The sequence below is a fragment of the Pumilibacter muris genome, assembly GCF_943193045.1.
In the GTDB taxonomy this organism is placed as follows: domain Bacteria; phylum Bacillota; class Clostridia; order Christensenellales; family Pumilibacteraceae; genus Pumilibacter; species Pumilibacter muris.
In genome coordinates, this window is record NZ_CALPCN010000001.1 from 391,737 (window position 1) to 405,472 (window position 13,736).

A 13,736-nucleotide genomic window follows, 5' to 3' on the forward strand; every position below is an offset into this window, starting at 1 on the left:
ACGCTACGCTACTGATTATAACATAAATATGTCGGCTTGTAAAATAAAAAAGCGGCGCTTTAAAAACGCCGCCTATTTTTTGCTTAACTTACTTGTTGTCTTCTCCAAGACCTTTCAACAGGTCGGCAAACGGATTGTTCGATAAATCTTCGTTCCATTCGCTTCCCGCTTCCGCATCTTCCTGTTTTACGGATTTAGCGCGTTTGGTCTTCTTCTCGCTCTTTTGCTCGTCGGCTTGCGCTTTCTCCTCTTCTTTATGTTCTTCGGGAATGCAAGCTTTTATGCTGAGCGTTATTTTGCGAGCCGCTTCGTCGGCAGCAAGAATCATAACGTCAACTTCGTCGCCGACTTTCACAACCTCGTTTATGTTTTTAACAAAGCTGTGAGCCGCTTCGCTGACGTGAACAAGTCCTTCCACTCCGGGAGCGAGTTCTACGAACGCGCCGAAAGGAACTATGCTTACCACTTTACCTTTGCAAACGCTTCCAACGGGATGCTCTTCTATACATTTAACAAACGGATGCGTTTGAAGCTGCTTATAGCCGAGCGAAACTCTTCCTTTCTCGCGGTCTACGTTAAGAACCAAAAAGTCGTAACTTTCGCCTATTGTGAGAACTTCCTCAACCTTTTTAATGTGATTCCACGAAAGGTCCACAATATGAGCCAAGCAATCGAAACCGTCTACCGATACGAACGCGCCGAAGTTTGTTACGCGCTTAACTTTACCGTTAACGATAACGTTCGGCTGAACGTTCGCCCAGAAAATGTCTTCGCGTTCTTTTCTTTCGGTTTCAAGAACTTTTCTTTGCGAAGCAACTATTTTATGACGCTTTTCGTCGTCTTCTATTTCGAGCGCCGTTAAGCGAAGTTTTTTTCCTACGAATTGCTTTAAATCTTTAACAAAGCCTTCGCGTATTTGCGAAGCGGGAATAAACACCGTGTAGGTTCCGAGCTTGCCTAGCAAGCCGCCTTTTGTAACTTTATCGGCAACAAGTTCGAAAACGGCTCCGTCTCGAATCGTTTCAACAACCTTATCGCCTTCTTTGATTTGGTCAACACGCTTTTTGGAAAGAAGCACACATCCGCTTTCGGGGTCTTGCTTTGCTATTATTATCGCTTCCAATTCGGTGCCTTCGGAATAATCCGCAGGGTTATAGTCGCCGTCGATTGAAACCTCGTCTTTGGGAACAAGACCGTCTTTCTTGCCGCCGATGTTAACGTGAACGCCCTTTTCGTCTGCGCCGATAACGGTGCCTTTCACGCGTTTGCCCTCTTTGTAGTTGATGAGAGATTCTTCCACCGCGTCGATAAATTCCTGGCTTTGAACCTCTTCAAACTGTTGACTCATATACTCTTTTACCTCCATAATCAACTCCGAAGGAGTTGACGCCCCCGCCGTTATTCCTACTACGGCAAACGGGCTAAAATTGATATTTTGTAATTCGGCAGCGCTCTCAACATGATAGCAATGTTCACACTCTGCCGCGCAGATAGCGAATAATTTGTTCGTATTCGAACTTGTTTTGCTTCCTATGACAAGAACGGCATCGCAAACCGCAGCCAAACGCATGGCTTCAGTTTGACGCCTAATAGTAGTATAGCAAATTGTGTTAAAGATTTCAACTGTTTTGAACGGGAGTTTGACAATTTTTTTTATAATATCGGAAAATTTTTCACTTTCGAGGGTGGTCTGAGCAACTACGCAAATTTTGTCGTATTTCAGCAAAGGGCTAAGCTCGCTGTTTTCGTCTATTACGCTGCAACCGCCGCACCACCCCTGTATTCCCACAACTTCGGGGTGCGACGCCTTTCCCACTATAACTATATGATAACCTTTTCCCGACATTTCGGAAGCTATATTGTGTATTTTTTTTACGAACGGACATGTTGCGTCTATGAGCTTTATTCCCGCTTTTTCGGCTTTTTCATATACGCTTTTAGGAGCTCCGTGACTTCTCAGAATAAGAGTGTCGCCGCTTTTTAGCGTTTCAAGCTCTTCTACGGCGTTTACGCCCGCTTTACGCAGTTTTTCTATTACATGCTCGTTGTGTATTATATGCCCGTATGTGTAGGCATCGCCCGCTTTTTGGGCTATATCAACAGCGTTTTGCACTCCGAAGCAAAAGCCGATGTTCTTTGCGAACAAAAGCTTCATGCGTTAGCCGCCTTCTTTTTCCGCGCATTCTTTTTAGCTTGTTTTAAATAAGCGGCGTAAGACTTTTTGGATAACGCGTTTTGTTTTTTTATGTGTTTGACACGAGCTTTAAAAGCTTTTTTTTGTTCTTTCCAACGTTTCTCTTTAATAAAGAGCTCCATTTCCTCTTTCGCTCTTTGCATGTGTGCGGCAACTTTGTCGCTTGCCGCAGAAAGAGTGTCTCCGTCGAGCATTCGTCCTTGATATTCCGCAAGGTCGAACGGTTCTCCTATATAAATATAATTTTTTCTGAAAACGCGCTCTTTTTTCGCGATTATCATAGGCACTATTGGCGCGTTGCCTTTTATGGCAAGCAAAGTTACGCCGCCTTTAATTTCTTGCAATCCTCCGTCCTCGCTTTTGTTGCGAGTACCTTCGGGGAATATCGCAAGACCGTCGCCGGCTTTAAGCGCTCCTATGCTTTCGCGTATTGCCCGCATGTCGGCTTTGCCTCTGTCTATAAAAATAACTCCGAGCATGTCGGCAAGTTTACGAACAAGCTTATTGTTACCTATTTCTTTTTTTGCGATAAATCTGCGGTAACCGGGAACGTTTATGGCAAGCACGGGTATATCTTTCCAAGTGTAATGATTGCTTACCGAAATAAGACGCTCGGTGTAAGGCATGTTGCGCTTGTTGAGCACTTTAGTGGGATAAAATATTTTAAACGGCAAATAAAAGACGCCGCGTATGAATTTATAGAATTTTCTCATGCTTCCTTTTTGCGAACTATTGCGAGCATGTGTGCCGCAACCTGTTCTATGCTCATCGAGGTTGTGTCTACCGTAATTGCGTCGTCCGCTTTTTTCAGCGGAGCGAACTCTCTGTGAGAATCGTTGTAATCGCGTTGCTCTATGTCGCGTTTTATTTCTTCAAACGAGCAATTCATTCCTTTTGCGCTCAGTTCCGCGTGTCTGCGCTTTGCGCGTTCGTCAACCGATGCGGTGAGAAAAAACTTGATTTCCGCATTAGGCAACACGAACGTTCCTATGTCGCGCCCGTCGAGAATAGTATTGCGTTTTTCGGCAAGCTCGCGTTGCAACTCCACCATTTTTATTCTGACGCACGATAAAGCCGAAAAGTCGCTCGCCGCTTTCGACACTGCATGTTCGCGTATTTTTTCGCTTACGTCCCAGCCGTCTAAAAACACTTTTTGAACGCCGTTTTCATAACGTATTTCAATCGCCGTTTTTTCAAGTGTTTCTTCAACCCGCTTCGAGTCGGTAGGTTCTATTTGCAAGTTTAGCATTTTAAGCGCGACCGCTCTGTACATTGCTCCCGTATCGAGATACACAAAACCGAGCTCGCCCGCAAGTTTTTTCGCTATTGTGCTTTTACCCGCGCCCGCCGGTCCGTCGATTGCTATTTTCATTAGAATGTTCTCCTTTGAATTATTTTAAATCGGGGCGAAGCGTTTGCGCGTTGTGCAAATAAACGTGTTTGGCGCTTTGTTCGACGTCTCCGTCGAGCGTGAGCATAATTCTTATGCAAAGCGGCAAAGCGCCTTCTATGTTCGGTTCGGCACAACTGAACATAGGCGCGTTTATAAGTCCGCTTTCGCGTATTGCCCGCGCGGGATAAAACGAACGAATATCTTGAGTTGTGCTGATAACAACGGAAACGCAACGCGTTTTTACACCTATTTCGTTTGCGTCTATAAGAGCTTTTATGAGTTCGGTTGTTTTTAAAACAATTTCTTCTTCGCAATCGCGCTCGATTGTCGTTGCTCCTCGCACCGCAATTATTTCGTTCATTTGATTATCTCCGTTTTTTTATAATTCTATTAGGCAAGTTCCGCGCTTATGGCTTTTGCGGCCGCGTGTGCAGTTGCAAAAGCTATTTGCAAGTTATAACCGCCTGTAAGCGCGTCTACGTCTATAACCTCGCCCGCAAAATATAAATTTTTTATTATTCTGCTTTCCATTGTTCGCGGTTCTATTTCTTTCACGCTCACGCCGCCTGACGTTACAACCGCATTCTCGAATTGTTCGGCGCCGCTAACGTCGAAACGCAAATTTTTAACTGCGTAGACGAAAGCTTGCCTCTCTTCTTTGGTAATTTCGTTAACTTTTCGGTTTGCGCTCAATTTGCTTTGCTCTATAACGTACGGTATTATTGCGCAAGGAAGCAATTTGCCGAGAGCGTTTTTAAGCTGTTTGTTCGACGCTTCCGAAAAATCTTTTACTATTCGCTTATCGAGCGTTTCAAAGTCGAGCGCTGGTTTTAAATCTATGCAAAGTTCCGCAGGATAACTGAGTTTGGCTATATAAGCCGAAAGACTTAACACAGTTGGTCCGCTTACTCCGCGATGAGTGAAGAGAAGTTCGCCGAATTGCTTAAAAGCTTTTTTTTGAGCTTTAACAGTAACGGAAACGTTTTTAAGCGTAAGCCCCGCAAGCGGAGACACGTCTTGCTTTATTAAAAGAGGCACAAGCGACGGCTTGGGTTCTATAATAGTGTGCCCTAAACTTTTTGCAAAACAATAACCGTCGCCGGTGCTGCCTGTTGCGGGATAACTTTTTCCGCCGGTTGCAAGTAAGAGTTTTTCGCACGGATATTCGCCGAGCTCCGTATGCACTCGAAAGCCGCCGCGCTCGCGCTCAATGCAAGTTGCTTTTTCGTTAAATCGGAATTTCGCACCGTTTTTTTGAGCTCTGCCGTATAAAGCTTTTATAACGTCGCTCGACTTGTCCGAAACGGGAAAAACTCTGTTGCCGCGTTCCGTTTTCGTGGGGACGCCGAACGAATCGAGCAATTCCTTAGTGTCTTGCGGCGTAAAGCCGTATATGCACGAAAAAAGAAATTTCGGATTAGTTACGACGCTGTTAAAAAACTCTGCGGGCGTGCAATCGTTTGTAACGTTGCATCTGCCTTTTCCCGTAATATAAATTTTTTTGCCCGCTTTTTCATTGCCGTCCAAAACGGTTATATCGCAATACTGAATAGAGCCGGCTGCCATAAGACCGGCGGCACCGGCTCCGATAATTACAACGCGTTCCTTTTTTAAAGTTTTGAGCGTTGTCATAAAACCGAACAAAATCCTTTAATCATAGTCTCCGTTTAGAGCTTTATCTCTTTTAGTCGCGCCAAACAATCGTAGTCGTTGCGGTCGAGTTTTAACGGACTGACAGTTGCATAACCTTTTTTGATTAACTCCACGTCGCAATCGGATTCGTTCAAGTCGTGTTCAACAGCCACGCCTTTAAGCCGCCAACCGCCGTTGTTCTCTCCCGCCACAAAAGTGTCGTTATAAAGATTTATGCCCGCTTTGGTGAAGGCAATTCCAACAAACGGCGCGCGAACAGGATAATTCACGTTTAAAACCGTTTCGCTTCCAAGCGGCAAATCGAGAAACATTTTTAAATTATCGCGCAACATTTTTGCCGCTTTTTCATAGTATTCATGTGGCGCGTTGTGCTTTGATAAGCTTACGGCAATACCGCGCACGTTCAAATAGGCGGCTTCGAAAGCGGCTGACACGGTTCCGCTGTACATTATGTCGGAACCGAGATTAGAGCCGTTGTTTATTCCCGATATAACCACGTCGGGCAGAGAATCGAGCAAATGCAGTATCCCGATTTTTACGCAGTCGGCGGGCGTGCCCGACACTGCGAATCCCGCGTCCGTTTTTCGGTAGAACAAATCGTTATGAATACTCAACGAATGACTGCTTGCGCTCCTTTCGCCGTCGGGAGCCACAACTATGCAATCGAACTCTTTCGAGAGCTCGTTATACAGCGCCCGTATTCCTTCGGCGTCTATTCCGTCGTCGTTCGTGAGAAGTATTCTCATATGGGATGAACGGGAGAATCTTTGCCGTAAATGGTTTCGTCTACACCGTGCTTCGCCGCCTTTCTTCTTTTAAAGAACGGCACGGCAAGTTGCGGGAAAAGCGCGTAAGTCAACACGTCTTCTTCGCTTTCGGCATATTCGGCAATGTCGCCGCGAAGTTTATCGAGTTCGGGCTCGATTCTGTCGGCAGGACGGCACGTTATTCTTTCGGCATCGCCTATTATTTGTTTAATAACCGCAGGTTTGGGCTCTATCGGAAGTTTTCCGTATTCTCCCGTGAGCATACCCTTAGTTTCTTTCGTAACCATTTTGTAACGTTCGCCCGTAACAACGTTGAGAACGGCTTGTGTTCCCACTATCTGACTCGACGGAGTAACGAGCGGCGGGTATCCTAAATCTGCGCGCACGCGCGGCACTTCTTCGAGCACGCTCAAAAGCTTGTCGGACGCGCCCTGCTGTTTTAACTGGCTTATAAGGTTGCTTAGCATTCCGCCGGGCACTTGGTAAATTAACGCGTTAACGTCTACTTTAAGTACTTGCGAGCTAAGGAAACCGTCGGCGGAAAGACGCTCGGCAACCTTTTTAAAGTAAACCGTAAGTTCGTTGAGCGCCGTTAAATCTATTCCCGTATCGTATTGCGTGCCTTTAAGCGTTGCAACAAGCGATTCGGTTGCGGGTTGGCTCGTGCCGTTTCCGAGAGGAGACAACGCCGTGTCAACTATATCGCACCCCGCTTCGATAGCTTTTAAATTCGTCATGTCGCCTATGCCTGCGGTGTTGTGCGTATGCAAATGAAGAGGAACGGTAACCTTTTCTTTTAAGCGGCTTACAAGTTCGTATGCCGTATACGGAAGCAATAGGTTAGCCATGTCTTTAATACATATTATCTGCGCGCCCATTTTTTCGAGCTCAACCGCAAGATTAACGAAATAATCCACAGTATGAACTTCGCTTGTGGTGTAGCTTATCGCCGCCTCGACCGTTCCGCCGTGTTTTCTTGTGCTCTCGATTGCCTGACGCATATTGCGGGGGTCGTTAAGCGCGTCGAAAATACGAATTATATCTATGCCGTTTTTAACCGACAATTCGCAAAATTTATCTACAACGTCGTCGGCATAATGCTTGTAGCCGAGAAGATTTTGCCCGCGCAACAGCATTTGTAATTTTGAGTTGGGAAGAGCTTTTCTGAGCTTTCTCAAACGCTCCCACGGGTCCTCGTTCAAATATCTAAGGCATGAATCGAAAGTTGCACCGCCCCATGCTTCGAGGGCGTAATACCCCACTTTATCGAGCTTGTCGCATATAGGAAGCATTTCGTCTATACTCATACGCGTGGCGGCTTGCGATTGATGCGCGTCACGCAATATAGTTTCCATAATTTTTACTTTTGCCATAATTGTCTTCTCCTTTTATCCGTTCGAATTAAACGGAAAGAATGAATTCTTTTTACCAAGGGATTGCAAGCAATACGCCGGCAGCTACCGCGCTACCTATAACACCGGCAACGTTAGGACCCATTGCGTGCATTAACAAATAGTTGTCGGGGTCGTATTTCTGCCCCTCTTTTTGCGAAACGCGCGCCGCCATAGGAACCGCAGATACGCCCGCCGAGCCTATAAGCGGATTTATTTTACCGCCGGATATTACGTTCATAAGCTTAGCCACGAGAATACCGCCTACGGTACCGAAGCAGAACGCCGTAAGACCGAGCGCTATTATTTTGAGCGTTTCGAGTTTTAAGAAAGTAGGACCGATTGCCTTTGCGCCAACCATAAGCCCGAGAATAATAGTAACTATATTTATAAGCTCGTTGCTCGCGGTTTTTGCAAGTCGCTCCGTTACCGTGCTTTCTTTTAAAAGATTACCGAGCATTAAGCAACCGATAAGAGGCAATGCCTGCGGCAAAATGAGCGCTACCAAACACACAACGACTATCGGAAAAATAATCTTTTCTCTTTTCGAAACGGGACGAAGCTGTTCCATGCGTATGCTACGTTCCTTTTTTGTTGTGAGCAAGCGCATGAGCGGCGGCTGTATTGCGGGAATTAGCGCCATGTAGCTATACGCCGCTATGGCTATTGCGGGCAAAAAGTTTCCTACGCCCAACTGAGGATACATTTGACTCAGCTGTTGGTTTAAGTAAATTGCGGTAGGGCCGTCGGCTCCGCCTATAATAGCAATCGACGCAGCCACAGCGCCTTTGAAACCGAGCAATACCGCGCCGAAAAACGTTATGAATATGCCGAGCTGAGCGCCCGCGCCTATTATAAGGCTCTTCGGGTTGGAAATAAGCGGTCCGAAATCGGTCATAGCGCCTATTCCGAGAAAGATAAGCGGCGGATATATTACTTTATCCACGCCTTGATACAGATAGTAGAAAAGACCGCCCGTTTCTCCCGACGGAAGAGTATGATTTTCGGGTGAATAGCCTTTGAAAAAGAGCACGTCGGACGCACCCGGAATATTTACCATGAGCATTCCGAATGCAATCGGCAATAAGAGAAGCGGCTCGAACTTTCGCGCTATGGCAAGATAGAACAACACGAAAGACACGAGAATCATAACCCAATTCTCCCATTGCGTGCCTTGCCTTATGCCCGTGCTCTCCCATAGGCTTTGGAGCATGTCGATTATGTTCATATTGAGCTTTCTCCGTCAGTTGATAGACGCGAGCCTTGCGCCCGTTTCAACGTTGTCGCCTTGCTTAACCGCAAACGTTACAACTCCCGCAACGGGAGCGACTATGTCGTTTTCCATTTTCATGGCTTCGAGCACAACGATTTTGTCTCCCTTTTTAACGGTGGAGCCGTTGGCAACCGCAAGTTTCAACACGAGACCGGGCATAGGCGAATTAACCGCAGTGCCTCCTGCGGGCGCCGCAGGCGCGGGAGCCTGTGCAACGGGTGCGGCGGCAACTACGGGCGCGCTTGCGCCGCCTTCCGCTTCTTCCACCTCTACCGCATAAGTCTTACCGTTTACGCTGATGTTAAATTTACGCATAATTTCAATTCCTCCCAAAAAGAGTTGTTATTTTATCTATTTAAGTCTGTTTATACTTTTGATTTTGAACGGCGCTTGAATTGTTTCTTCTCCGTCTAAGCATGCTATAGCCGCCGCAATTACGGCAATAAGCTCGCCGTCGTCAGTTTCGCTTTCTGTTTTTGTTGCATTTTGAGCCGACGTTACGGCTTTTTTGCTTTTCTTTGAAATTTTAACATTAAAAATCAACTTAAAGAGTGTTAAAATTCCAACCAAGACGCCGAGAACCGCAAAAACGATTACAATGCCCAAAACCGCTATAATAGCCGCTTTGCCCAAAGAAGTGTCGCTTTTTGCCGCTAACAGCGCAACGTTTAAAACGTCCGTCATACCGTTCACTCCTTATTTGCGAAAATTTGCAACGCGGCAATCATATAAGGGCGCGACAAAGCGGGCTCTATAACGTTGTCGAGATACCCTTTTTTAGCTACAGCGGGCGCGAGCATATTTTCTTCCGCATACGACTCTGCAAGCTTTTTAGCCGCTTGCTCTTTATTTTTTGCTTGAGCGATTTCGTCTTTATACAAGAGTTGCGCGGCGGCTTCGCCCGAAACGGTGCCTATTTTGGCGTTAGCCCATGCAACCGAATAATCAACGTTACTTTTAGATGCGAACGCCGTGTACCCGAGCCCGATTGCGTCGCCGCAAACAAGCGCGAGTTTAGGAACGGATATTCCGTTATAAGTAAAGAGCATGTCGGATACGGCGCGAATAGTTTGCCCGTCGGTTTCCGCCGTAGTTACAACTCCGTCGCAATTAACGACGTTTACAACGGGCAGAGAGAATGACTCGCAAGTGTTCAAAAGCTCGGTTATTTTTCCCGCGCCCTCGCGGCTGAGTTTACCGTCGGTAGCCACAAATCCTACCGCGATGCCTCCGAGACGGGCAAATCCTGTTTTAACTTCTTTGGCAAAGTTTTCGCGCAACATAAGCACGCTGTTTTTATCGAAAATCTCATTTAAAGTATCGCCTACAGTTTTCAAAGCCGCCGCTTTTGCAGTTCTGTTGGGGTCGTCGGCAGATTCGACTACGGGAGAAACCGCAATATTAAGGAATGACGATACTACCGATTTGAGTTCTTTATCGCTTTTCACGACGTTGGTTACAACGTCGGAATTTTCGCCGAGATATGCGCCCGTGCAGATTTTCGCGGGGTCGGCTTTCGTGTTACCCGCAAGAATAAGCGGGCTCGACGTTGCTATTTGCGCGCCGGAGTATGCCACGCACAAATCCGTTACCGCGCAATAGTAGCTCGAAAGCCCGAAGTCGGCGCCTTTCACCGCCATTACCGTAGGAACGGCGCCGTATGCGTCGCCGAGCGCCGCGAAAATTGCGGCATATCCCTCCATAGCGTCTATGCCTTCGCCGAAACGCGCTCCCGCAGTGTCGAGAATACCTATAACGGGCAATCCCGCGCTAACGGAAGAATCAATCAATTTAACGATTTTTCTCGCGTTCGCTCTTCCTATACTGCCTTTAAGCACTTTGGAATTAGTGGCGAACAAACCAACCCTAATATCGAAAATATGGGCAAAACCACTGACAACGCCTTCGCCGGTAGCTTCACCCAAATCCGTATTGTCGCATATAAATTTGTCCGTTTCCACGAAAGAATTTTCATCGACTACCGATAAAACGGTTTTCATAAGTTCTTTCGACGCCAATTCCGCGTTTTTTGTCATATTTGAAAAAATCGCGTTACTCATTTCATGCCTCCGAAATATTTTTCAGGCTAAAAACCCAAAATTTCCACGATAATATTATAACGTAAGTATAAAAAAAATACAAGCGATTATCGCCTGCATTTCAATAAAAATTAAAAGAATTTTTCTAAACCTTTTTAAGGTAATCAATTTCGTTGGGTTTAAGCTCGCGGCATTCTCCGCGTCCCAAGCCGCCGAGTTTTAATTCTCCCACCCCAACTCGCTTTAAGAACACTACCTCGCGGTTAATCGATTCGAACATTCTGCGCACTTGCCTATTTCGCCCCTCGCTGATAACAACTTCGAGCCTCGTAAGTTTTCCATCGAATTCAAGAACCGTAATTCGGCAACGCTTTGTCTTTACGCCGTCGAGAATTACTCCGCCGCGCAATTTGTTGAGTTCTTCTTCGCTTACCTCGTTTTCTATTTTTGCGACGTACGTTTTGGAAATATCGTTTCGCGGATGAGAAATGCGATTGCACAAATCGCCGTCGGTTGTCAGCAACAAAAGACCTTCGGTGTCGTAGTCGAGCCGCCCTATCGGAAAAATGCGCTTGTTTGCGAATTTTTTATCGAGCAAATCCATAACGGTTTTCCTGCCCTTTTCGTCGTTTGTGCTCGTGATATATCCTTTCGGTTTATTCAACATTAAATAAATATGTTTATGTATGGGTTGGGCGCGTTTTCCGTCAACAGTCACGAAATCGTCTTCGCTAACGTCTGTTGCCAAATCCGTAACAATCTTGCCGTTAAGCTTAACGCGCCCCGCAGTTATAATTTGTTCGCTTGCTCTGCGACTCGCAAGACCGCATTCGGCAAGATATTTGTTTATTCTCAATGTTTACATTCTCCGATAACTATTTGTCACCAAGCGCCGATTACGTCTTTGAGCTTATCAACGTATCCGCGCTTTTCGACACTACTAATAGTATATAATTTTCCCTCAAAAAGCAACTGTTTTTGTAGGCTAACAGTAAATTTTCCCGCAGGAACTCCTATTTTCACAGGAGCCGTAAGCTCGGATACGGGAAATACTTCAACTTTCACGTCCGAAAGTTCGTCGTCGCGTAGCGGATAGAAAAACTTTTCTTTACCTTCGGCTTCCGCAACCGACGTTTTTCCGTCGGAAACCGAAATGCGCCTAATTAAGTCCGCGCTTTCGGTAAGGTCGCGCAAGCTGTATTCAGAAAAAGCTTTGTCCATAAGCGCGGCGCAATCTTCGAACATAGGTCCGCAGTTTAAAACAACCGCTATAACTCTCATACCGTTTCTTGTGGCGCTCGCAACAAGACAACGTCCCGCTTTTTTCGTGAATCCCGTTTTTACTCCGTCGCCGCCCTCGTAAGTGGAAAGTATTTTGTTTTTGTTTACGAGCACTCTGGGATAGTCTCTCCCTTCCCATGCCATAGTATATTTTTTAGTGGCGACTATTTTTGCGAAAATCGGATTTTTAAAAGCATAGGCGGTAATGCGCGCAAGGTCTCGAGCGGTAGTGTAATGCTCGTCGTTATGCAGTCCGTGCGGATTCACAAAGTTAGAGTCTTTCGCGCCCGCTTTTTCCGCCGTAGCGTTCATAAGCTCGGCGAATTTTTCAACGCTACCGCCTACGGTTATGGCAAGAGCTTCGGCGCAATCGTTGCCCGAACGAAGCATTAAACCGTATAATAAGTCTATTATTTTAACTTTTTCGCCTTTTTGAAGATATATAGACGAGCCCTCTACTCCTACCGCTTTATCGGGAACCGTAATCGTTTTTTCCAAATCGTCGCAGTTGTCGAGAACGGTGATTGCGGTGCAGATTTTAGTGGTGCTCGCCATAGGACGTTTGCGGTCGGGCGACTTTGAATAAAGAAGTCTGCCCGTAGAACTCTCGATAACCGCCATACATTCGGCGCTCGTTTCCGCGTTGCCTTGCGTTTGAGCGCCCGCGTTCAAAGTTGCGGGCAGTAACAAAAGCATTGCCGCTATAATCAAAAAACAGCAGATTGACATTTGCCGCGCTTTCATTTTTTGCATTTCTCTCCCGAATCGAGCAAACTTTCCATTACGTCGGGAATCAAATTGAGTATTTTGTCGAACGGATTTTTATCGTCCATCTTAATTATTTTGACGCTTTTGCCGTCGCTTACCAAAAAACCTATTGGCGACACCGACACGGCGGCGCCGCTTCCGCCCGCAAACGGATATTCCGACAAATTCTGTTGAGCCATGTCGCTGTATTCTCCTCCGCCCGTCAAAAAGCCCATAGTAACTTTGCTGAGCGGAATAATGCTTACTCCGTCGGCGGTGGTAACGGGATTGCCGACAACCGTGTCTGCGTCTACCAAAGTGCGTATTTTGGTAAACGCATTGTCCATCACTCTCTCTACGGGATGTTCGTTGTTTTGTACTATCATGTGCGTGCGACCTCCTGTTTTCGCGTGTTATTCGTTTGCTTGAAAATACTTTTTATGCAACTGACAATAATATCTGCAATAGATATGCCTATTATGCCTATAAAATCGGTTTGAAGTACGTCTCTGTTATAAACGGGCGTAAACGATTCCGTTATATCCACGCTGTAACGGCATTTAACAGGCGCCATAAACGAATAAAACAGCACCCGCATAGATTGCAAAAGCGCTATTGTAAAAAAGGAATCGTTGGTTCTCCCGGCTGTAAAATGAGCCGAAACTTTTTCAACGAGCATATTTTCGAATGCGGGATTTTTAAGCATTGCCGCAATGGATTTTTTATCTTTAACGTCGGTGTTCAAATGTATTTTGCCGCTTTTTTTGCCGTGCTCGATTACAAGGTTGTTTCGTTTTTCCTCGTCGTGCTCGAAGTGAACCGCAGCATGAAAAACTCTTATGCCGAAAAGATAAATCTTAATAAAGCCGTCGTTTCCGAAAAGATTGAGATAAAAGTTCAATCCTACGCGAATTTGCGCCGCCGACAAACTTAAAATAAGTATTGTAACAACTAAAAAGACCAACATATTACTGTTAGTCTTTTTCGGTTAAAGTTTT

The 13,736-nt window shown here is 46.0% G+C and carries 15 protein-coding genes; all 15 read right to left on the reverse strand.

Annotated elements, in window-relative coordinates; genetic code table 11:
• Window positions 1-88: 88 nt before the first annotated feature.
• The gene (locus NFR62_RS01850) at window positions 89-2,155 is read right to left on the reverse strand and encodes a bifunctional 4-hydroxy-3-methylbut-2-enyl diphosphate reductase/30S ribosomal protein S1 (protein ID WP_251612849.1); all 2,067 of its coding nucleotides are present in this window, start codon (window positions 2,153-2,155) and stop codon (window positions 89-91) included.
• Window positions 2,152-2,907, reverse strand: coding sequence for a lysophospholipid acyltransferase family protein (locus NFR62_RS01855; RefSeq protein WP_251612851.1), 756 nt, complete (start codon window positions 2,905-2,907; stop codon window positions 2,152-2,154). The genes NFR62_RS01850 and NFR62_RS01855 overlap by 4 nt, the downstream gene beginning before the upstream one ends.
• Complete coding sequence (cmk, locus tag NFR62_RS01860; protein WP_338049878.1) at window positions 2,904-3,566, reverse strand: (d)CMP kinase; 663 nt, start codon at window positions 3,564-3,566, stop codon at window positions 2,904-2,906. Before cmk ends, NFR62_RS01855 begins: the two co-directional genes overlap by 4 nt.
• A 19-nt stretch (window positions 3,567-3,585) precedes the next feature.
• The gene (gene aroH / locus NFR62_RS01865; RefSeq protein ID WP_251612854.1) at window positions 3,586-3,948 is read right to left on the reverse strand and encodes a chorismate mutase; all 363 of its coding nucleotides are present in this window, start codon (window positions 3,946-3,948) and stop codon (window positions 3,586-3,588) included.
• A gap of 29 nt (window positions 3,949-3,977) precedes the next feature.
• Window positions 3,978-5,219, reverse strand: coding sequence for a BaiN/RdsA family NAD(P)/FAD-dependent oxidoreductase (locus NFR62_RS01870; protein WP_251612857.1), 1,242 nt, complete (start codon window positions 5,217-5,219; stop codon window positions 3,978-3,980).
• Between the two features lie 35 nt (window positions 5,220-5,254).
• Complete coding sequence (gene surE, locus NFR62_RS01875) at window positions 5,255-5,986, reverse strand: 5'/3'-nucleotidase SurE (RefSeq protein WP_251612872.1); 732 nt, start codon at window positions 5,984-5,986, stop codon at window positions 5,255-5,257.
• Window positions 5,983-7,380, reverse strand: a complete 1,398-nt coding sequence (locus NFR62_RS01880; protein WP_251612875.1) for an oxaloacetate decarboxylase subunit alpha — start codon at window positions 7,378-7,380, stop codon at window positions 5,983-5,985. The genes surE and NFR62_RS01880 overlap by 4 nt, the downstream gene beginning before the upstream one ends.
• 52 nt (window positions 7,381-7,432) lie before the next feature.
• Window positions 7,433-8,626 (reverse strand): sodium ion-translocating decarboxylase subunit beta, encoded by a 1,194-nt coding sequence (locus tag NFR62_RS01885; RefSeq protein ID WP_251612878.1) that lies wholly within the window; start codon window positions 8,624-8,626, stop codon window positions 7,433-7,435.
• 15 nt (window positions 8,627-8,641) lie between these two features.
• The gene (locus tag NFR62_RS01890) at window positions 8,642-8,986 is read right to left on the reverse strand and encodes a biotin/lipoyl-containing protein (protein WP_251612881.1); all 345 of its coding nucleotides are present in this window, start codon (window positions 8,984-8,986) and stop codon (window positions 8,642-8,644) included.
• Between the two features lie 36 nt (window positions 8,987-9,022).
• Window positions 9,023-9,355 (reverse strand): OadG family protein, encoded by a 333-nt coding sequence (locus NFR62_RS01895; RefSeq protein ID WP_251612884.1) that lies wholly within the window; start codon window positions 9,353-9,355, stop codon window positions 9,023-9,025.
• A 5-nt stretch (window positions 9,356-9,360) separates the two neighbouring features.
• Entirely contained in the window at window positions 9,361-10,731 is a 1,371-nt protein-coding gene (locus NFR62_RS01900) for a carboxyl transferase domain-containing protein (protein ID WP_251612887.1), read from the reverse strand.
• 124 nt (window positions 10,732-10,855) lie between these two features.
• Window positions 10,856-11,566, reverse strand: a complete 711-nt coding sequence (locus NFR62_RS01905) for a pseudouridine synthase (RefSeq protein ID WP_251612890.1) — start codon at window positions 11,564-11,566, stop codon at window positions 10,856-10,858.
• A 26-nt stretch (window positions 11,567-11,592) separates the two neighbouring features.
• Window positions 11,593-12,744: a D-alanyl-D-alanine carboxypeptidase family protein gene (locus NFR62_RS01910; protein ID WP_251612893.1), complete on the reverse strand. Its 1,152-nt coding sequence runs from the start codon at window positions 12,742-12,744 to the stop codon at window positions 11,593-11,595.
• Window positions 12,732-13,124, reverse strand: coding sequence for a GerW family sporulation protein (gene ytfJ / locus NFR62_RS01915; RefSeq protein ID WP_251612896.1), 393 nt, complete (start codon window positions 13,122-13,124; stop codon window positions 12,732-12,734). Before ytfJ ends, NFR62_RS01910 begins: the two co-directional genes overlap by 13 nt.
• Window positions 13,121-13,705: a hypothetical protein gene (locus NFR62_RS01920; protein ID WP_251612899.1), complete on the reverse strand. Its 585-nt coding sequence runs from the start codon at window positions 13,703-13,705 to the stop codon at window positions 13,121-13,123. Before NFR62_RS01920 ends, ytfJ begins: the two co-directional genes overlap by 4 nt.
• Window positions 13,706-13,736 lie beyond the last annotated feature (31 nt).